Here is a 20,393-nt window from a genome sequence, read left to right on the forward strand (position 1 = left end):
ATGGCGTATTTATGATCCATTTATTAATTATTGATGCATTAAACTTAATACGCCGGATCCACGCGGTGCAAGGAAGCCCATGTGGAGAAACTTGTTTATCTGCAATAGCGCAGTTGATCACCCATACAGAGGCCACACACATTGTCGCTGTGTTTGATGAAGAAGGACGTCATCAAAGCTGGCGCCATGAAAGACTGCCTGATTATAAAGCTGGCCGACAACCTATGCCTGAAGATTTGCATGCCGAACTCCCTGCATTAATCGCTTTATTTAAAGAAAAAGGGATTCACTGCTGGCAGTCTGAAGGGGATGAAGCTGATGACTTAGCCGCAACCTTAGCAACACGCATTGCGGGCTCTGGTCATACGGTTACCATCGTGTCCACAGATAAAGGTTATTGCCAACTCCTTTCTCCTAACTTAAGAATTCGTGACTATTTTCAAAAACGCTGGCTTGATATCCCCTTTATCGAGAAGGAATTTGGTGTTTCTCCTGAGCAACTTCCTGATTATTGGGGACTCGCAGGGATCAGTAGCAGTAAGGTTCCTGGGGTTGCAGGTATTGGCCCCAAAAGTGCCACAACCTTATTGCAGCAATACCATTCTATTGAAAATATATTTGCTAATTTAGATAAACTTGAAGAAAAGTGGCAGAAAAAACTCATCAATCAACAGGAAATGGCATTGATTTGTCGAGATATTGCAACTTTAAGAACCGATATCGCGTTACAAGGAAATTTGAATCAGCTACGTTATAGAACCAACTAATATATACAAGAAGGCCACTTAATTAGTGGCCCTTCTTATTAGCTGATTTTATGGATTAATAATACTCGCGTGCCATTGGATTTGCCGACCATATCCTCATCACATGTACAGTCACTTCTTCGCGGTCATGATAAAGCTGTTTCGCTTGAATCAACACATTAACGCCTTGCTCTTTAAGCTGTGTTTTCATCTTTTCTAAGATATGTGAAACTTCTTCATAGCGCTTTTTCATCGGCAATTTTAAGTTAAAAATGGCCTCTCGGCACCAACCTTGTGCAAGCCACTCCGTCATTAACGCAGCAACTTTAGCCGGTTTTTCGACCATATCACAGACTAACCACGTAATATTGTGGGACGTTGGTTTAAATTTAAACCCATCTTCACGGTGATGCTTAACTTGCCCTGTATCCATAAGGCTTTCCGCCATTGGGCCGTTATCTACAGCATCCACCATCATACTACGTTTTACCAATTGATAAGTCCATCCACCTGGACATGCACCAAGATCGACTGCTTTCATTCCGCTCGCTAAACGCTCTTCCCACTCTTCATAAGGAATAAAGACATGGAAAGCTTCCTCAAGTTTTAAGGTTGAACGGCTCGGCGCATCCGATGGGAATTTTAACCTTGGGATCCCCATATAGAAATTTGAACTATTATTGGTATATGAATACCCGGTATAGCAACAACCTGGGGCAATAAAGAACACATGAATAACGGGCCGCTTAAAGTTTTCGAGTGGCAATAAGATTTTTTCTTTGCGTAATGCATTACGCAAAGGTACCGTAAACTTACGGCAAAATTTCAGCAGCTCTTTCGATTCGTTGGTATCAGCAACTTCAACACGGATATCACCTGCCCGCGCAACTTGCTGACTCAATGCATTTACAATCGGAGTAATACGGTCTTCAGGCGGTAAGTCCTTAAGTAAGTCTCCTATTACAATCATTTGACGAGCAAAAATTAATTCTCGAAAAGGCAACGTCCGTGCGAGTGTGTCGGCATCTTCTGCTTGATAACACTCAAAAATAACATAACCACTATTTTCTTTTACGCGGGCAAAACCATAAATCTCTTTTTGCCCTGCTTTATCTGTAATCTCTGCTGCACATTCTTTTTCAAAGCCTGGACGGCAATATAGTGCAATTTTATTACTCATTGCGTGACGCCGATTTCCTTAGACGCATAGCGCCAATAACCACTAACAGCCAACCAATTAGGAAACATACACCACCTATTGGCGTAAAATAAGAGAAGTATTTTACCTGCAATAGTGCCATACAATAAAGGCTACCGCTAAAAAGAAGTATTCCAACAGAGAAAAACACACCTGACCAATAGAACCATAGGATAATTTTACGTAATAAAACAGCCCCAAGCACCATCAGTGCTACAGTATGCAGCATTTGATAACGTAGCCCTATTTCAATCCAGTCCATTTGATGGACACTCATAATTGACGATAACGCATGCGAACCAATAGCTCCGAAAGCCACAGTAAAGAAGCCACTAATTCCAGCGAAAATTAACATCAAACGACTATTCACAGTAACACCTTTTATTTAAATACTTGATTACTGAATAAGCGCCACATCTTGGTCACCCGTAATAAAGCCTAATTTCTCTTGTTCACTTGCTGCCTGCCCAAGGATCCATTGGCGAAATGCAGCTATTTTTCCTAAATCTGCCTGATTTTCTTGGCAAACTAGGTAGAAAGCGTTTTTACTAACTAATACCTCACTAAAGGGACAAACTAAGCGCCCTGCGTCAATTTCATTTTTGGCCATAACATTATTCGTTAATGCAACCCCCTGACCATGAACAGCAGCTTGAATCACCATAGCACTATGACTAAAAATAGGGCCTTGCTGTACATTGACTACATTTTGTAACTCTAGTTGCTTAACATATGCTTGCCAGTCTCTTCGTGAAGAATCGTGAAGTAACGTATGTTTTGCTAGATCTTCAGGAACTTTTAGTTGGCTATCCCCAGTTAATAAAGATGGTGAACAGACTGGCATTAAATATTCAGCATAAAGCCTATCTGTTCTTAATCCTGGCCAATTACCCTTACCGTAGAAAATAGCGACATCAACGTCATCAGCCAATTTATCTTCTTCTCTATCTACAGCTTGGATCCGCACATCAATTCCTGGATAGGCTTGATTAAAGCCTGAAAGCCTTGGTACCAGCCACTGAATTGCAAAACTTGGGGATAAACTCACTGTTAATGCTCCCTTCGCGCTCCTTGCCTGTAGCTTACGTGTCGCCTCATTTAAAGAAGAAAAAATTTCTTTAATATCAAGGTAATAACTTTGTCCCTCTTCTGTCAACAACAATGACCGATTGCGTCGACGAAATAATTTCAACCCAAGGAAATCCTCCAAACTTTTCATTTGGTGGCTAACGGCCGCTTGAGTGACAAATAATTCTTCTGCTGCCTTAGTAAAACTTAAATGACGAGCTGCAGCGTCAAAGACTCTCAGTGCATTTAGGGGCGGTAATCTTTTAGACATAATCACTTCTACTTGGCATCTTGTTATGCATTAGTTTTTTTCATCCGAAGCATTATAATTTGTCCCTTGAGGATACGCTAGTAAATACCTATAGTATGCACACTTCCTAAGCCGGAACGAAAAGTTACAGAGTTTAGTTACTTTGAAACTTTTGGCTTTGTGGTTGTGATGTTGTGTTTGCAAGTTGTCTGGTTGAACCAGACCTTTGTAGCTTTAGCTACTGTTTTTTCACTTCCTGTACATTTACCCTGTCTGTCCATAGTGATTTTATATAGTGCACCGCCAACACGCGGTGCTTTTTTTTACTCTTTTTTTACTCTTTTTTTAATGTCATTTCGGTATTTACTTAAGCAATTTAACTTAATAAATACAAATATCTATAGATAAATACAAGTGTACAGAAAAAACTTTCAGTAAGATATTTAAGATAAATCTTGAAAATTATTTACTAAGCACTTAAAAAAATAAATTTATACGTAAAAGGCGTTGCATTGTAATGCAAAACACTGAATCATCTTGAAACCACATCTAGAATAATTACCAACAATTAATACCAAACGTAACAAAATATTTCAATGTTTAGATTAAAAAATGATGGGTTTAAATTAATCAGAAAATAACTATAAATGTACTAATAAATGTACAATCAGCAATACAGCACTCAGTAATTCAAATTACCTTGAAATTTTGACTAAAAAGAAAATACTCATGGATCATTTTAGCGACACCACATTTCGCCTCGCCTTTCCAGCGATAGACTCGTCAACACTATTTTTTGATAGTGCCGCCACTGCATTGAAACCTATTGCCATGATCAATGCATCAAATGACTACTACCGCTTGTCGGGCAGTTCGGTATACCGAGGGCAGTCACTTGAATCATTAAAATTAACACGTGATTATGAGCAGGGGCGAATTCGTGCTGCAAAATATATTCGTGCTTCAAGTGAAAGAAATATTATTTGGACACGCGGGACAACAGAATCAATTAATTTAATTACACAAGGTTATTTTCGCTCAACATTACAACCTGATGATGAAATTATTGTTAGTGAAATAGAACATCATTCAAATTTATTACCATGGATTATGCTTTCACAGCAAACCGGTGCAAAAATTATAAAATGGCCAGTTGAAAAAAACCTGACATTGAGCATTGATGTACTCAAATCTAAATTATCAGAAAAAACGAAGGTGATCGCTATTACGCAAATGTCCAATGTAACTGGGTATCAGCCAGATATACAGACAGTCACCCAACTTGCCCACCAAATCGGAGCTCTCGTCGTTGTTGATGGTGCACAAGGTGTCGTCCATAGCCCTATTAATGTCAGTGATCTGAATATCGATTTCTATGTATTTTCAGCACATAAGTTATATGGGCCCACAGGGCTTGGGGTTTGCTATGCAAAAACAGAACTGTTAGAACGAATGTCCCCTTGGCATGGTGGCGGTAAAATGCTGACTCACGTCACATTTGATAATTTTACACTTGCTCCTATTCCCCAACGGTTCGAAGCAGGGACACCGAATATTGCTGGAGTAATTGCCTTTTCAGCTGTCCTAGAGTGGCTGGAAGAGACAAATTTAACACTAGCAGAAACATATACTTGCTCATTAACCGAATATGCAACTAAAAAACTATCAGCACTTCCCGGCTTTATTAGCTATAGTGTGCCACATTCTCCTTTGCTATCATTTAACTTCAAAGATGTTCATCATAGTGATCTGGGAGCCCTCTTGACCGAGCAAAATATTGCACTACGCTATGGTCAACACTGCACCCAACCATTAATGGATGCATTAAATATAAGTGGCTGCTTGCGTATCTCAATGATGCCTTACAACAACCTGCAAGATGTCGATAAATTTATTGACGCAGTCACCGTTTCACTTTCTATACTCAATGAATAAATCAATAAAGGAAGCCTAATGACTTCGACTAACCATGAACTTGCTCCGCACCCATTCGGTACAGAGATTAAAATTCAAGAAATAGTTGAACAGTTTTCCACACATAAAGCATGGGAAGATAAATATCGTTTGTTAATTCAATTGGCGAGAAAACTGCCTGTATTGTCTGATGATGAAAAGCTGCAAACTCAAGAGGTTAAAGGCTGTGAAAACCGAGTTTGGATTGGAGCGCTTCTCAATGATGATGAAACATTTCATTTTTATGGGGATAGTGAAGGCCGAGTGGTGAAAGGGTTATTTGCCATTTTATTAGCGGCAATAGAGCAAAAAACAGCAAAAGAGATCATGGAAATTGATTTTAATAACTTATTAGCTCAAACCGGCTTACCTAACCAACTCAGCGAATCCCGCCAAAATGGTATTCAATCACTCATTACTGCAATTCAAAATATTGCCAATGAAATGACACCTGCGTAATTCATTGGATGAGGCTATCTATCGCAATAGCCTCATTCACTTTACAGATTTTCCATTTCCCGTTGTGATTTTGCTATCATCTTTTTAAGTGCATGTGAGACAGCAATAAACCCAAAACTCGCCGTAACCATAGTCACTGCCCCAAAGCCTGAAGCGCAGTCCATGCGCTTAGAACCATCCGCAGTACTTTTTGCCGCACATACCGTGCCATCACTTTGTGGATACATAAGCTGCTCGGTAGAAAAAACACAATCAATCCCAAGCTTTCCTTTTCCATTTTTAACGACGTTAAAATCAGATTTTAAGCGTTCTCGCAACTTAGCCGCTAATGGGTCTTGGATAGTCTTAGCCAAGTCTGCCACTTGAATTTTTGTTGGGTCGATTTGCCCACCAGCCCCACCAGTGGTGATAATAGGTATTTTAAAGCGCCTACAATACGCTAGCAACGCAGCTTTAGGTCTTACGCTATCAATGGCATCAATAACATAATCAAACCCTGTACTAAGGTAATGAGCGACATTATCAACCGTAATAAAGTCATCAATAACATTCACTACACATTCAGGATTAATGTCTAGAATACGATTTCTCATCACATCAACTTTTGGCTGCCCAACAGTCGACTTGATGGCATGTAATTGACGATTAGTATTAGTCACACAGATATCATCCATATCAATCAATGTGATGCACCCAATACCTGAACGTGCAAGCGCCTCCGCGGCCCAAACACCGACCCCACCAACCCCAATGACACAAACATGGGAACGTGCAAAAAGATGAAGAGCATGTTGCCCATATAAACGCCCGATCCCAGCAAAACGCTGCATCCAAGCATCAGAAAGCTTAGCTTGCATAATAACGAATAACCTCAGTTAAACCTGTAACTACAGTCAACCAAATAGCGGCTGGCTTTTTTTCAGCACCCAAACTCGCCCATAATGATTATAAAAACCGGCCATTTTCCCAGCGTCATGGCCTATACCATGGTAAATATCAAAATGATGCCCTTTAATTGCACCACCGACATCCAAGGCTATCATCATACGCATTTCGTACTGCCCCGTAAATTTCCCATTATTATCTAATACAGGGATTTCCGCGAGTAAGGCTGTACCCGGTGGAATGAGAGTTTTATCTGATGCAACGGATGCCTTCGCAATTAAAGGAACTGCACTTGCTCCTCTAACAGGGACAAATGATTGCGGTTTAAAAAAGACAAATGACGGGTTTTCTTCTAAAAGTTGGCGAACTTCTTGCTCGCTGTGCTGATTAGTCCAATCATGGATAGCTTGCAATGACATCTGGCTTAGAGGAACCTCACCGCGATCTACCAGCACTTTTCCGATACTTTTATAGGCGTGACCATTTTTACCTGCATAACCAAAGAAATTCAGTGGGCTGCCATCCCCAAAATCAACATAGCCACTTCCCTGAACTTCCATCATGAAATTTTCAACGGGGGAATTACTATAAGCTAAAATTAAATTATCACTCAGGGCACCGTTATAAATCGCTGCTCGGCTAGGTAAACGTTTTTTTCCTTTTGGGGGCATTCCGTACAGCGGATAACGAAATTCACCTTGTGCCATACGACGTGCCTCAATCACAGGTGTGTAATACCCTGTAAATTGTACGTTTCCATAATTATCGGCACCTTCCATTTGAAAAGCGGTTAAATTGAAATTTGCCAATTGAGCTGGATCTCCCCCCGCCATCAACCAATTTTCTATGGCATGGTAAGCATCATTGTTATTTTTAAACAGCCGTGGTGATGCATTTTTAATTTCATTAACCTGTTTATTAAAATCTGGCGCATTAATTGGTCGCCCCTGTACATTCACTTGATTTACTTTTTGTAAATCTTGCACTAAGCGGCCATCTTTATATTGTTGGCCTTTATCCGTTGGATGAGTTTGGCACCCAGCTAATAAAGAAAGAAATATACTAGTTACAAACCATTTCTTTAGTGTTTGTTTATTGACGATTTTTATTAGCTCTATATTCATACTCTACCACCCAGATAAATCCAACAATCCAATATGAAACGCACAATAGCAAACCCCATTAGGGAATGAAACGTGTAAATATATTTAGAGTGGTTATTTTCATTCACCAACTCATCAAAGTGTAAAAAACAGCCAGACAGAACAAATTTTGTTCTGTAAATGCTAAATTTTGAAAAAAAAACACGAAAAAACTTGCATCAGATCTCATCCCGAGTATAGTGCCCGCATCGGACGCGGGGTGGAGCAGCTTGGTAGCTCGTCGGGCTCATAACCCGAAGGTCGTTGGTTCAAATCCAGCCCCCGCAACCAATTACTGATTAAATCAGTAAAGTCACAAAAATCTGCAGTATAAAGTCGTAAAAATTCAGTCGCGGGATGGAGCAGCATGGTAGCTCGTCGGGCTCATAACCCGAAGGTCGTTGGTTCAAATCCAGCTCCCGCAACCAATTTTTTACCTCTTCAGTCGCGGGGTGGAGCAGCATGGTAGCTCGTCGGGCTCATAACCCGAAGGTCGTTGGTTCAAATCCAGCCCCCGCAACCAATTTATTTGTATATTCTTTCTGATCCCATCACCTTTTTTTAATCCCACTGTAAAACACTATTTTTAACCATCCATAAAAAATAAAAAAGGCGATTCACATACGTTCATCACCTTTCTTAATCTGTTTAAAATTAACTAATTGCGGATCGCTAATGCACCACCGTTACGAAAATAAGCTTTAACGCCTTCAAAAATGGATTCTGCCATTTGCTGTTGGAATTTCGCTGTTTTTAATTTTTTCTCTTCTTCCAAATTACTAATAAAAGCGGTTTCGACTAAAATCGACGGGATCTCAGGTGCTTTAAGTACCGCAAACCCGGCTTGGTCAACTTTGTTCTTATGCAGTTTGTTAACCCTCCCCATGCGTTTTAGCACTTCATCACCAAATTTCAAACTGTCATTTATTGTCGCAGTTTGCACAAGGTCAAACATCGTATGGTCAAGATACACATCACCACTTTTACTCACTCCGCCCACTAAGTCCGCTTCGTTTTGTGTTTGGGCAAGGTAACGAGCCGTATTACTGGTCGCACCTTTCGTCGATAGCGCAAAAACAGAAGAGCCTCGGGCTGAACGATTAGTAAATGCATCCGCATGAATTGAAACGAATAAATCTGCCTGCATTTTACGCGCTTTCGCCACTCGGACTTTTAACGGAATAAAGACATCTTCATTGCGTGTCATATAGGAGCGCATTTTAGGGTCTTTATCTATCAAAGCTTTTAACCGCCGTGCAATCTGTAAAACCACATCTTTTTCACGTGTTTTGTATTTACCTACCGCACCAGGGTCTTCACCACCATGTCCAGGGTCGATCATAATAATAATTGGGCGATCCGTCCCTGCTTTCCCAGGCTTTTTCGCTTGAGCAGGCATGCTTTCTTCAAGATCGCCTTTATTATAATCCTCAAGTAATGCCAATAGAGGATCATCATTGGTCTCCACGCCTTTACCTGGATAAAAATCGAGAACCAAACGGTGCTTAAACTCCGCGACAGGGGTCATTGAAAAGAATTGAGGGCTGACTTTATTTTTAACTTCAAATACCAAGCGAACCGTTTTCGGATCAAATTGCCCAACTCGAACCAATTTGAGGTAAGGATCACGTGTTTGGATTTGGGTTCCCATATCCTTCAATACATTATTTAACTGCCCCCCTTCAAGATCGACCACAATACGCTCAGGGTTATTAAGCACAAACTGACGGTACTTCAATGGAGTACTAGATTCCAATGTAACTCGAGTATAGCTCGATGCTGGCCAAATGCGCACAGCCACCACGCTGCTACTCGCAGAAAAACCGAATGGGCTAATGCTCAGTAACATAACTGCTGCTGCGCCTTGAATAAAACGACGCTTCGATGGGTTGTGATCTTGGTGACTCATCAATAATTCCGAACCTAGAACTGAGAAATAAAGTGATTTTAGGATAATTGCTAATAGTTAGCCTTGAAATATGCACTCTAACTAATCATTTGCACTCTGTCATTAAGAATATATCAAAGCATCTATAGAGTTACAGACATGAGTATAACCTAATCATACTGAGAGAAAATATTTGTGAGTGACTTTCTGTGTCAATTTTATGCAAATTAGTTTTTATAGAGTATATCGAGTTAAGTTTAGAGATATGTAAATGTAAAAAATAAAAATGTGACTTTTTTTATCCCATCTTTTACTTGATATTTACCGACAAAAAGAATAAAAATACAATATTAACGAATAAAAATTCAATTAAGAGGGTTGTTATGAAAGAGCGCAGCACCGAGTTGGTTGATGAGTTTCGCCATTCGGTCCCTTATATAAACGCCCACCGCGGCAAAACATTTATTATTATGCTTGGTGGTGAAGCGATTGCGCATGAAAATTTTCCTAGTATAGTCAATGATATAGGATTATTACATAGTTTAGGCATCCGAATTATTGTCGTTTATGGCGCTAGGCCTCAAATTGAGGATATTTTAGCAGAGCACCAATATGACGCGGTTTATCATAAACATACTCGCGTAACAGATTCGAATACTCTTGAATATGTAAAACAAGCTTCAGGCGCTTTACAATTAGATATCACAGCTCGGTTATCTATGAGCTTAGGTAATACCCCACTTCAAGGTGCACACATTAATGTGGTTAGTGGTAATTTCGTTATTGCTCAACCTCTAGGCGTTGACGATGGTATTGATTATTGCCACAGCGGTAGGATCCGCCGTATTAATGAAGATGCCATTAATAATCAGTTAGATAATGGTTCAATTGTGTTAATTGGCCCGGTTGCCGTTTCAGTCACCGGGGAAAGTTTTAATCTGACCTCCGAAGAAATTGCCACTCAGTTGGCAGTAAAAATGAAAGCGGAAAAACTGATCGGTTTTTGCTCTTCTCAAGGTGTCACAGACAAAGAAGGCAATATTTTGTCTGAATTATTCCCAAATGAAGCAGAAAGCCGTATTCAAGAACTTGAATCTGAAGGTGATTACTATTCAGGAACAGTGCGTTTTTTACGCGGAGCCGCAAAAGCTTGCCGCCGAGGTGTCCGCCGTAGCCACCTATTGAGTTACCAAGAGAATGGCTCATTGATTCAAGAGTTATTCTCTCGTGATGGTATTGGTACCCAAATCGTCATGGAAAGCGCGGAACAAATCCGCCGTGCAAACATTAATGATATTGGTGGAATATTAGAGCTTATTCGCCCATTAGAGCAACAAGGGATTTTAGTTAGACGTTCACGCGAGCAATTAGAAATGGAAATTGATAAATTTACTATTATTGAACGTGATAGCTTAGTGATCGCTTGTGCAGCGCTTTACCCTTATCCAGAAGAAAAACTAGGTGAAATGGCTTGTGTCGCTGTTCATCCCGATTACCGAAGTTCATCTAGAGGAGAGGAGTTACTGCACCGTGTCGCTGTACAAGCGAAACAATTTGGCTTAGATAAACTATTTGTCCTGACAACTCGTAGTATCCATTGGTTTCAAGAGCGTGGTTTTACCCCTGCAGAGATTGAAATGTTACCAATGAAAAAGCAGGCTTTATATAACTACCAACGTCGATCTAAGATATTGATTTTAGACCTAAAAAACCAATCTGATAAGTAAACATTAACGTCTTTAGCATAATGGCTGTTTCATTACTTACTTTAGCCCAAACTATACAAGGATGCATAGTTTGGGTCGTAGCTTTAAAACTAGGGAATAGCCGCTAAGCTATCTGAATAACTCTAGCTTTCTCGCACAAAGGAATGGAATCTAAATGTGGTTGGATTGCCGCTTTCATCTCAGCGAAAGAAGTACCATAAAAATAAAATGCGGTTTCTGTCGGACCATCCCAAACGCCATGAATACTCCCAATATCTTCCACAGCGTCATCTAGAACATCGAACACTTCACTGATATCCCCGTTTTCATAAACGTCATCGGCGAGTTCTGTCCCGTTGAAATAAATAGCCATACCTTCATCTGAACCAAAATCGATTCGAACATCTTCACCATGAATAAATAAACGAGAGCCTTTTGGAGCTAACATTGAGGAAAAAAGTTGAATAATTAAACTGATATTTTCGTCACTCGCCTCTTCAAGTGCTATTTCTATATCACATTCCTGCGCTTCACCATTATCACCTAATAATGTCCCACCGCCTGTGACATGGATATTTTTATCCATGCTTTTCATGACTTCATTAAATGCATCTTCTAAATCACCACGCCTAGTAGGCTCAAGCCTTGCATTTAATGTTACTGTAATTGCTGTCATTTCTTGCTGGTTATCCATCTCATTACCTTTACTTTAGGGTGAATTATTCACGTAACTTACAAATAAGTTAGTTATATTAATTGAGTCGCTAAACCGCTTCGTCGCTTAGTTGGCGTTTCAACGGCTCGACGTAATACTTTTGGGCTACCATAAAGAGATAGCTCTTTTTTAGCTCGAGTTATCGCTGTATACACAAGCTCACGTGTCATCACCGGAGAATATACATTTGGTAAAACCAATGCGGTATGAGCAAACTCCGAACCTTGTGATTTATGAACTGTCATTGCATAAGCTGTTTCATGCTGTGGAAGCCGGTTAGGTTGTACTCCACGAATAGTCCCATCTGGAAATTGGAAATAGGCTCTCAGTGCATTTTCTTCATCTGGTAAAATGATGCCTATATCCCCATTAAAAAGTCCTAATGGGCTATCATTACGGCTAATCATAATTGGCCGGCCTGCATAGTGCTTATTCAATAAATTATATGGACGATTTATTATCCCTTGCCTATGAAATAATTTTTCCAATTTATCATTAAGGCCAATAACGCCAAAAGGCCCTTCCCGCAGAGCCGTTAGTAACCGATATTGATTAAATTTTTTCAGAACTTGCTCAGGATCTTCTTTATCTTTAACCGCAAGTAGATATTCTTTATAATTTTCAGCGGCATCTAATAAAATTTGAGCGTAGTCATCCGCTGTTTCTTGAATATAACAATGCACATCTGGACGTTGTTGATTTAGTAATTGTTGAACTCGAGAAACATTGCCTTCATTTACAGCAAAAGCGAGTTGGCCAATCCCTGAATCTGCAGAAAAACGGTAACTTTTACGCAGTAAACATAGGTTATCACGAATAATTGGGCCGTTTGGTGATGCATAAGCTGCAACAGAATACCCTGTTAGCGCCGAAAGTTGAGATGCTCGTTCTATGCTATAACCGTTATCAGCAAACTGACAAATATCCCCTAACACAGCACCTGCTTCGACAGAAGCGAGTTGATCTTTATCACCTAGAAATATTAATTTTGCATTTTCAGGCAGTGACTCAAGTAGTTTGCTCATCATGGGTAAATCTACCATTGAGGCTTCATCAACAATGAGTACATCAAGAGATAAACGGTTGTCTCGGTTATAACGAAACTGCTGACTTTCAGGTTGAGCCCCTAATAAACGGTGTAATGTTTTGGCATGATTAGGCAAAACAGCGCGTTCTGCATCGGTTAAAGGCATCTTTTTCATCGCCTCACCTAGAGATTCCGTCAACCTAGCAGCCGCCTTACCCGTTGGAGCTGCCAGCTCTATTCTAATTTTGTGGTGAAGTTTGGCTTCAAGCTTAATTAATGCGGCAAGGATACGTGCAACCGTTGTTGTTTTTCCCGTCCCTGGCCCCCCTGATATGATTGACACCCTGCTGGTTACAGCAACTGCTGCTGCAATTTTTTGCCAATCAATATCATCAGTAGTGGGAAATAAATTATCTAGTATTTCCTTGATTTGAATATTATTTTGCTTCTCTATTGATGTGTTAGAGAAAAACTTTGCAACATGTTGCTCATATTGCCACATCCGTTGAAAATATAAGTATTCCCCTGAAAGTATTAAAGGCGAGACCTGGTTTTCTGTTGATAGCGACACTGCATTTGCTTGTTTGAGCGTTTGATAAAGTACTTGTTCGCTCGGCTCCCCCATTTTCTGCCAAAATTCAACGGCTAATTCAGGATGCCTCCCTGCAAATAACTTTTCAGGTACAACATCGGCCAATGCTAAGCAAACGTGCCCAGCCATAGTTTCTGCGCTAAGAAGTGCGGCAAGCATAAGTACTATCGGGTGCTTATCATCAGAAATACTGTAAGCAAATTGCACATCAAGAGGTGTGAAGATACGTAGCTCAATAGCCTGATTAAATAGGGATTTCATTAAACGTGTTCCCCTTGTTGAACATTTTTAAATAAGCTATCTAACGCTTCAATAAACGCCTCTACAGGACGATAAAAGAAAATACCGTTACTGGCGTTAACATCATCTACCCCTCTTAGAAATAAATAATAGACACCCCCAAAATGGGTTTCATAATCATAATTAGGCATTCTTTGCTTTAAGTAACGATGTAAAGCCAACGAATATAGTTGATATTGCAAATCATAGCGGTGGTCTATCATCGCTTCAGCCATGGCTTCTTGGGTATAAAAACTAGCATCTTCCCCTAGATAATTTGACTTATAATCAAGAAGGTAAAATTTACCTTTCCAGTAAAAGGTAAGGTCAATAAACCCTTTTAAAATTCCCTGGACTTTCTCAAAACTTAGTGGAGGACAACGTTGTGATAATGGGTCATATTGATGCGTTACCTTATCTAAATGACCTGCCCCCAATATTGACTCAATAGGAAGATAAAACTGCATCTCATCTAATTGGTCTTGAGGCCGTAAAGCAGATAAACATAACCCATCTTCTGATAGTGGTGCCTGTACAATAGCGTGTAGCCATTCTTGCAGCATTGGTGCCCACTGTAAGTCAAACCCAGAAGATTCAAGTTTTTCAGCCAACCATTCTTGCGAAACTGGTTCACTAAAGTCAATCTCTTCCATTAAGCTATGTAAAAATGTTCCGGGTGACGCACCTTTAGGAAATTGATGAGGAGTTAAAGTAAAAAACTCATCTTCCTGTTGTTCCACATCAACACTGGCCTCAACATCCATATTAGGAGCTAATGAATTAGCAAATTGCAATGCTGAAACTGATTCTTCTGCTTCAGTATGGCTTGAACCATAACTTAACCCCGAATAGCTGGTAACACGCCAGTGGTCATTAAAATGACGAGTCACTGCTCTTGCCGATAAGTTTATGCTATCATTTTGTTCTAATAGCACGCGTTCCGACTTAGGTTGATTAATCACTGCAACATCAATAACGTCATTGCTAATTTCAGCCAACATTTCGTTTAAGAGTTGGTAATCACCAGCTTGTCCTTTTTGGATAACGTAACCCAGCGCAGATAAGTGTAAATCGGTTTCACCACTTTTTTTCCTGTTACCTTTAATTAATGGCGCAATACCGACACTACAGTGATAAATGGCCCTTGTGAGGGCCACATATAATAAACGTAGGTCTTCTGCCAAGCGTTCTTGGTCAGCTAAAGCAACATTTTCTTCGCTGTCATTTAAGTCTAGCCGTACCCCATAATCTGTTCTGTCGTGATATAAGCCTTTAGATTGAGGTAAAAAATTGCTTGCAAAAGGCAACCATACAATCTTGTATTCAAGGCCTTTAGATTTATGTATGGTACTGATCTGCACCAAATGTTTATCACTTTCAAGACGCATTTGCTGTACGTCAGATTGATGATCAGGGTGGGATATTTGTTGCGCTAGCCAACGAGTTAGTGTGTGCTCACCTTCAAGCTGTAATGACATTTCTTGCAGTAGTTCACCAATATGCATCACATCCATCAAACGGCGCTCTCCATCGGTGCCTGATAATAATGTTTCTGCAATTTTCCTCTGTGCCATGACCATTCTAAGCATGGGGAGCACACCTCGTTTTTGCCAAACCATCGCATAACGAGCAAATTCATCAACAATCTTTTCCCATGCTTTTTCATCATGGTTAAGGTCATCAATGTGTTTAGCAGTTAAACCCAATATCCCCGTCGCCAATGCACTGCGCAAAACACGTTCTTTTTCCGGTGTTAAAACTGCCTGTAGTAACCACAATAAATCTCTCGCTTCTGGCGTTGAAAATACACTCTCCCGATTAGATTGAAACACGGAGGGGATATTTAACCGATTTAAAGCATCACGAATTAATACGGCTTCGCGCCGACTGCGCACCAACACAGTGATATCAGAAGCTTCGACAGGTGTACGCGTTCCATTGTTGTCAAAATAGCTACTACCTTGCAAACCGCCCTGCAAATATTGTGCGATTTGTACTGCACATTGTGAAGCTGTTGCTTGCTCGTATTCAGAAACGGAGACACCTTCTTCTTCCAATTGCCAAAATGTAAGCGCTTTGGTTTCTTCACCATTATGGATAAGTTTTTTACCGCTATTTTGCTTAGCAAAATTAACGGGTTGAAAAGGAATTTGTTCAAAAATAAAAGGTGACTGACAATGGCTAAATAGATGATTAATCGCTTCAACCATATTTTGTGATGAGCGAAAATTAGTCTCTAATGTATAGTGAGCGCTAACTTCATTTTTTGCTTCAATATAAGTGAAAATATCAGCGCCTCTAAAAGCATAAATAGCTTGTTTAGGGTCGCCAATAAAAAGTAATGCACTGTCATTAACTTCTCGGTAAATTCTTTGGAAAATACGATACTGCTGTGCATCTGTGTCTTGAAATTCATCTATCATCGCAACTGGAAAACGTTGTCTAATAGCCTGAGCTAAAAACTTTCCACTTTCTTGAGCAAGAGCATTGTCTAAACGGGTCAACAAATCATCAAACCCCATTTCACCACGGTTATGTTTTTCACCGCTAATTGCTGCCCTCACCTCTGAAATTGCCAGTGGAATAATTAGATCTTTCAGGGTTAATGATTGAGAAAGTAGCTCATCTATTCTTTGAAAAACAACATGCTCTGGCCCTGAGCCACTTTTTGATTTTTTATGTAGTACCGTTTGCGAGAAGCGTTCAAGATCTTTAGGCAGCTGATAATCTTCAGTTTCTTCTTGAGCCCATTCGCCAATTTTTATCAGCCATGCGGGTAGAAAACGCGTACTATAACTTCGTTTATCAACATCTGACTCAGCGATAAGCTTCTCAAAATCCGCTGAATTTTCTAACCATGCCGTTTTAACTGACTCAATTAACAAAATTAGCCGCTGATGCCGTTCTTCTAGGGTTTCTACTTGTTTCGGTTGGTTAATAATTAAAGGAATATCACCCTGTAAAAAAGGTTTAATCTCTGAAAGCAATGCTTCTGGACTATTCCACAGTGACTGAATAACTTTTGTCATGGAGTAATTCAGAGGATAAAAATGGCGACGCCAAAAGTCTGCACAGGCTTGTTTTTGTATAGGAAATTCATCTTGGATCATTGTTTGTTCAAACAATACTCCAGACTCAAATGCGTTATGAACTAGCATTCTTTGGCAAAAACCATGGATAGTATATATAGCGGCTTCATCCATTTGCCTTTCCGCATCCTGTAGCCATTGCGCAGCAAATTTTCTTTGGGACTCCCCCGAAAGCTCAGTTAATAATTCAAGGTATTCTGGCTGCGACTCGAAACCAACGCCATTTCTTAAGCAAGCCAAGCGCATATCGTGAATACGTTGACGAATACGCCCACGTAACTCATTTGTTGCAGCCTCTGTAAATGTTACAACTAAGATTTCTTCAACACTTAACGGCCTAGGAAACGCATTAGCGCCTCCCAAACCTAATAAAAGCCGCAGATAAAGTATACCAATTGTATATGTTTTACCTGTTCCCGCAGATGCTTCAATTAGCCGCTGCCCACGCAGAGGTAATGAAAAAACATTCAGTAATTGGGACTCTACCTGCACTTTATTCACTCAGCATCTTCCTTTATTGGTAAAATCTTTTGCAACTGAGAAGCTGTCGAGTAAAGCACCCAATCTTTTAGATGAGCATACCCCTCTTTAATATCAACTCCCTGGCCGATAACTTGGGAGCTAACAGCTAACCCTTTGTGTTTTATCACTGCATTTTCATAATACTCAATGACTTGCTCTTTTGTTGCAGTACCTAAAGTTGCAATCACTTTTTCACGAGTATCAAAACTGAAAATATTCCTAGAAAAATCAGATGAATAGCGACCTACTTCTTCATAAAATGTTTGTGGTGGCTGATTCATCTCAGTGATAATAGATTGTTTATATTGATTAAACTCATCTATCGGCAGCTTTTTCAATTTCTCTAATGCTTGAAGATAAAACTGTTGGTAACGCGTATTCAAGTAACTCGGTGTCTTGGCATTACTTTGAATCAAAAAGCCCATTCCCCACTGGTCACCCAACCCTGCTTTAAAAGCAAATACGGCGTAACCCAGCTGCTCATTGGTTCTTAATTGATCATAAAACCAAGGCTGAACCACTTTAGAAAGAATACCGGATAATACTGCACCATCGATGCGGCTATAACCGTCTGGAATAAAGATTTCTGCAAGCGCATTATCGGAGCTGTTCCCCTGTTTGTGGAAATCTGCTAGGTAATTTTTGTCAATTACGACAATATCGCCACGCCACCAATTGGTACCTTCGCTCTTTAATAATTGCTGTGCATCTTTAATGGTTTTAATGCTTTGTGACTCAGTCATATTGCCAAAGACCAGAGCTTGTAATGCTGCGCTTTTAACTATCATTTCACGGTAGTTAGTGATGTCTTGTAGTGAAATTTTATCTAGCTCGGCTAAGCGCTGCTCTTGCTCAAAATAAGGCACACTATTAATACGCTGAAGCGGTTGCATAGCCAGCTCATAAGCTTTCGCATTATTGGCGACTTCAATTTGCTCTTTATACCAAGATTTTGCTTGAGCTAACTCTTGTTTCGTTGGCTCAAAATTCAGGTATAGCTTAGTCATGGATAAAAAGAGTTCAGGTAAATGTTGGGTGTAACCACTGGCATTTAATTGCAGGCCAACACCTTGGGAAACAGAGACCGACATGCCTGCTACAGATGCCTGATATTGCAATTTATCCATTTTCAATGAAGCAATATATTGTAATAAAGAGCCAGTAACTTGCTCCTTGGCATCTTTATCTCCTTGATTAGAACGTAATGACAAGGTGATACTTGCCTTTGGCTCATCTGCAAAATATTGACTTGGCATATATAACACGCGCGTATTACCATCTTGATAGATGAATTCAGGGTGTTTATAAGCCTTATCAGTTTTAATTAATGACAAGTTATCAGCAATGTACGGGTTTAAAGTAGGTAGTTTGAAGTTCATTTTGGATTCTAAACTTGCCCACGTTTTAAACTGTTTTGCTGTGATCTTATTGACTTGATACGGTGCATCAACAAAATAAGCTTTTTTGTTATTCGGTTCGTTCGGACTAATAAACCAAATCCTCGCCTCTTGTGCAGTAAGCTCTGATAAACGTTGTTTAATCGCCTCAGGGTTATACTTATCAGCAATGTAATCTGAATCAAGGACATGGTTAACAGGAACATCAATCATTTGGTCTGATAACCATTCAATATAGTTCATATCCCTAACAATTGAGCCATAACGGAATGATAAATTAAGAACTTTTGCTATTTCATCAAAGTAACTTTTATTGACGCCATCATTCTTAATTAACTCAAGATAAGAAAAAATAGCTGCAATAATTTCATCTCTTTCTTGTAGCCCTTTATCAGTCAATGTGACATAAATAGAGAATGAACCATAGTTTCTATCTAAATTTGGGGTGGCAGAGGCGCTGATACCTTCAGCAAGCCCTTGCGATATTAACCAATCAGCCAATGTTCCTGGGCTTCTGTTACCAATTAAGTAACTAATATAGCTATCACTTTTGCTACGGAAGTCCGCCATATTATTTTTAATACTAAATTCAATTTGTATGGCTTTTTGTGGTTGAGCAGGCACATAGTGAATGATAATGCCTTTTTCGTTATCCGTTACTGCAGGGATATTAACAGCAGGAACACTGGCATTAAAATTAGGTATACGCCCAAATGTTTCCTGAGCAATATTTGCTAATGACTCAATAGATTGGTCGCCGTACAGCACTGCATTCATTAGATTTGCAGAATAATACCGCTTATAAAAACCCACTAGCTCATCTTGTAATTTGCTATTAGGTTTATCTTTCAGAGTCTCTAAATTTCCTCCAGAAAAACGTGAGTTTGGGTGCAACGGATTCAAAGTTTCAGAACGCACTTGCCACATACGCATCCCATCACGAGAACGTGCCATCGTGAGTTCTGCATTAACGGCATTACGTTCTCTATCGGCATTAATTGGGTCTAAAAGCGGGTCTGCTAATGCATCTGCAAGCCTATCCGTCGCTTCTTTCAATGCTCCATTTTCAACTTCAAAATAATAAGCTGTACGGTGCGATGCCGTGCTTGCATTATGGCTACCACCATGTTTTTGCAAAAACTCAGAGAAACTACTTGGCTCTGGGTACTTTTTGGAGCCCATTAAAACCATATGTTCTAAATAATGGGCTAACCCTAATTGGCTATTTGGGTTTTCAATACTACCAACAGGTATCGATACCGCAGCCAATGATTTAGTTGCTTTAGCGTCCGATACTAATAAAACCGTCATATCATTACTGAGTTTGATGGCTTTGTATTCCCTAGGGTCACTTTCACTTTTATTTACTGTTTCAGGCAAAACCTGCCAAAGTGGTTGTGCTGCAATAGCTTGACCACCGAAGAGAATTATCAGTAATAAAAATAGATGAGCGATATTTTTGGATAAATATTGCATC

At 39.9% G+C, this 20,393-nt stretch carries 14 protein-coding genes and 3 tRNA genes; 7 read left to right on the plus strand and 10 right to left on the minus strand.

Annotated elements, in window-relative coordinates:
* Nucleotides 1-11: 11 nt before the first annotated feature.
* Entirely contained in the window at nucleotides 12-767 is a 756-nt protein-coding gene (xni, locus tag M0M83_RS16100; RefSeq protein ID WP_248466941.1) for a flap endonuclease Xni, read from the plus strand.
* A gap of 55 nt (nucleotides 768-822) precedes the next feature.
* Here the strand turns inward: xni and rlmM are convergent, their stop codons facing one another.
* The 3 genes from rlmM to M0M83_RS16115 are packed head-to-tail and all read right to left on the minus strand — an operon-like array spanning nucleotide 823 to nucleotide 3,283.
* On the minus strand, nucleotides 823-1,926 hold the full coding sequence (gene rlmM / locus M0M83_RS16105) for a 23S rRNA (cytidine(2498)-2'-O)-methyltransferase RlmM (RefSeq protein ID WP_125890299.1): 1,104 nt from the start codon (nucleotides 1,924-1,926) through the stop codon (nucleotides 823-825).
* A complete protein-coding gene (locus tag M0M83_RS16110) occupies nucleotides 1,919-2,314 on the minus strand; it encodes a DUF423 domain-containing protein (protein ID WP_125890300.1) in 396 nt (131 codons plus the stop codon). Before M0M83_RS16110 ends, rlmM begins: the two co-directional genes overlap by 8 nt.
* A 27-nt stretch (nucleotides 2,315-2,341) precedes the next feature.
* A complete protein-coding gene (locus tag M0M83_RS16115) occupies nucleotides 2,342-3,283 on the minus strand; it encodes a transcriptional regulator GcvA (protein WP_102139949.1) in 942 nt (313 codons plus the stop codon).
* A gap of 708 nt (nucleotides 3,284-3,991) precedes the next feature.
* Here M0M83_RS16115 and csdA point away from each other — a divergent pair.
* Together csdA and csdE are read left to right on the plus strand one after the other, a co-directional pair.
* Nucleotides 3,992-5,197, plus strand: coding sequence for a cysteine desulfurase CsdA (csdA, locus tag M0M83_RS16120; protein WP_248466943.1), 1,206 nt, complete (start codon nucleotides 3,992-3,994; stop codon nucleotides 5,195-5,197).
* An 18-nt stretch (nucleotides 5,198-5,215) separates the two neighbouring features.
* A complete protein-coding gene (csdE, locus tag M0M83_RS16125; protein WP_125890302.1) occupies nucleotides 5,216-5,674 on the plus strand; it encodes a cysteine desulfurase sulfur acceptor subunit CsdE in 459 nt (152 codons plus the stop codon).
* A 41-nt stretch (nucleotides 5,675-5,715) separates the two neighbouring features.
* Here the strand turns inward: csdE and tcdA are convergent, their stop codons facing one another.
* A complete protein-coding gene (tcdA, locus tag M0M83_RS16130) occupies nucleotides 5,716-6,531 on the minus strand; it encodes a tRNA cyclic N6-threonylcarbamoyladenosine(37) synthase TcdA (RefSeq protein WP_125890303.1) in 816 nt (271 codons plus the stop codon).
* A 36-nt stretch (nucleotides 6,532-6,567) separates the two neighbouring features.
* Nucleotides 6,568-7,683 (minus strand): murein transglycosylase A, encoded by a 1,116-nt coding sequence (gene mltA, locus M0M83_RS16135; protein ID WP_248466945.1) that lies wholly within the window; start codon nucleotides 7,681-7,683, stop codon nucleotides 6,568-6,570.
* A 232-nt stretch (nucleotides 7,684-7,915) separates the two neighbouring features.
* Here mltA and M0M83_RS16140 point away from each other — a divergent pair.
* The 3 genes from M0M83_RS16140 to M0M83_RS16150 all read left to right on the plus strand — a co-directional run bounded on the left by M0M83_RS16140 (nucleotide 7,916) and on the right by M0M83_RS16150 (nucleotide 8,224).
* Nucleotides 7,916-7,992: transfer RNA gene (locus tag M0M83_RS16140), tRNA-Met, on the plus strand.
* 60 nt (nucleotides 7,993-8,052) lie between these two features.
* A tRNA-Met gene (locus M0M83_RS16145) sits at nucleotides 8,053-8,129 on the plus strand.
* An 18-nt stretch (nucleotides 8,130-8,147) separates the two neighbouring features.
* Nucleotides 8,148-8,224, plus strand: a tRNA-Met gene (locus M0M83_RS16150).
* A 135-nt stretch (nucleotides 8,225-8,359) separates the two neighbouring features.
* Here the strand turns inward: M0M83_RS16150 and amiC are convergent.
* Nucleotides 8,360-9,610 carry an N-acetylmuramoyl-L-alanine amidase AmiC gene (amiC, locus tag M0M83_RS16155; RefSeq protein WP_248466947.1) on the minus strand — a complete coding sequence of 417 codons (1,251 nt, stop codon included), beginning with the start codon at nucleotides 9,608-9,610 and terminating at the stop codon, nucleotides 8,360-8,362.
* A gap of 362 nt (nucleotides 9,611-9,972) precedes the next feature.
* On the opposite strand from amiC, the gene argA reads away from it, so the two are divergent.
* Nucleotides 9,973-11,316 (plus strand): amino-acid N-acetyltransferase, encoded by a 1,344-nt coding sequence (argA, locus tag M0M83_RS16160; protein ID WP_213913034.1) that lies wholly within the window; start codon nucleotides 9,973-9,975, stop codon nucleotides 11,314-11,316.
* Between the two features lie 103 nt (nucleotides 11,317-11,419).
* On the opposite strand, the gene M0M83_RS16165 is transcribed toward argA, so the two are convergent.
* From M0M83_RS16165 to ptrA, 4 genes are read right to left on the minus strand one after another with little or no spacing between them, the layout of a single operon-like run.
* Nucleotides 11,420-11,989: a hypothetical protein gene (locus M0M83_RS16165; protein ID WP_213913035.1), complete on the minus strand. Its 570-nt coding sequence runs from the start codon at nucleotides 11,987-11,989 to the stop codon at nucleotides 11,420-11,422.
* 53 nt (nucleotides 11,990-12,042) lie between these two features.
* The gene (gene recD, locus M0M83_RS16170) at nucleotides 12,043-13,890 is read right to left on the minus strand and encodes an exodeoxyribonuclease V subunit alpha (RefSeq protein ID WP_248466949.1); all 1,848 of its coding nucleotides are present in this window, start codon (nucleotides 13,888-13,890) and stop codon (nucleotides 12,043-12,045) included.
* Complete coding sequence (recB, locus tag M0M83_RS16175; protein ID WP_248466951.1) at nucleotides 13,890-17,498, minus strand: exodeoxyribonuclease V subunit beta; 3,609 nt, start codon at nucleotides 17,496-17,498, stop codon at nucleotides 13,890-13,892. Before recB ends, recD begins: the two co-directional genes overlap by 1 nt.
* The gene (gene ptrA, locus M0M83_RS16180; protein WP_248466953.1) at nucleotides 17,495-20,392 is read right to left on the minus strand and encodes a pitrilysin; all 2,898 of its coding nucleotides are present in this window, start codon (nucleotides 20,390-20,392) and stop codon (nucleotides 17,495-17,497) included. Before ptrA ends, recB begins: the two co-directional genes overlap by 4 nt.
* Between the last annotated feature and the right edge of the window lies 1 nt (nucleotide 20,393).

This window comes from Providencia rettgeri, assembly GCF_023205015.1.
GTDB classification, from domain to species: Bacteria; Pseudomonadota; Gammaproteobacteria; order Enterobacterales; family Enterobacteriaceae; genus Providencia; species Providencia rettgeri_E.

Excerpts from the sequence above, each read along its gene's own strand:
- csdE (WP_125890302.1), top strand. The coding sequence starts at position 5,216 with ATGACTTCGACTAACCATGAACTTGCTCCGCACCCATTCGGTACAGAG.
- tcdA (WP_125890303.1), bottom strand. The coding sequence starts at position 6,531 with ATGCAAGCTAAGCTTTCTGATGCTTGGATGCAGCGTTTTGCTGGGATC.
- csdA (WP_248466943.1), top strand. The coding sequence starts at position 3,992 with ATGGATCATTTTAGCGACACCACATTTCGCCTCGCCTTTCCAGCGATA.
- rlmM (WP_125890299.1), bottom strand. The coding sequence starts at position 1,926 with ATGAGTAATAAAATTGCACTATATTGCCGTCCAGGCTTTGAAAAAGAA.
- argA (WP_213913034.1), top strand. The coding sequence starts at position 9,973 with ATGAAAGAGCGCAGCACCGAGTTGGTTGATGAGTTTCGCCATTCGGTC.
- recD (WP_248466949.1), bottom strand. The coding sequence starts at position 13,890 with ATGAAATCCCTATTTAATCAGGCTATTGAGCTACGTATCTTCACACCT.
- mltA (WP_248466945.1), bottom strand. The coding sequence starts at position 7,683 with ATGAATATAGAGCTAATAAAAATCGTCAATAAACAAACACTAAAGAAA.
- M0M83_RS16165 (WP_213913035.1), bottom strand. The coding sequence starts at position 11,989 with ATGGATAACCAGCAAGAAATGACAGCAATTACAGTAACATTAAATGCA.
- xni (WP_248466941.1), top strand. The coding sequence starts at position 12 with ATGATCCATTTATTAATTATTGATGCATTAAACTTAATACGCCGGATC.
- amiC (WP_248466947.1), bottom strand. The coding sequence starts at position 9,610 with ATGAGTCACCAAGATCACAACCCATCGAAGCGTCGTTTTATTCAAGGC.
- ptrA (WP_248466953.1), bottom strand. The coding sequence starts at position 20,392 with ATGCAATATTTATCCAAAAATATCGCTCATCTATTTTTATTACTGATA.
- M0M83_RS16115 (WP_102139949.1), bottom strand. The coding sequence starts at position 3,283 with ATGTCTAAAAGATTACCGCCCCTAAATGCACTGAGAGTCTTTGACGCT.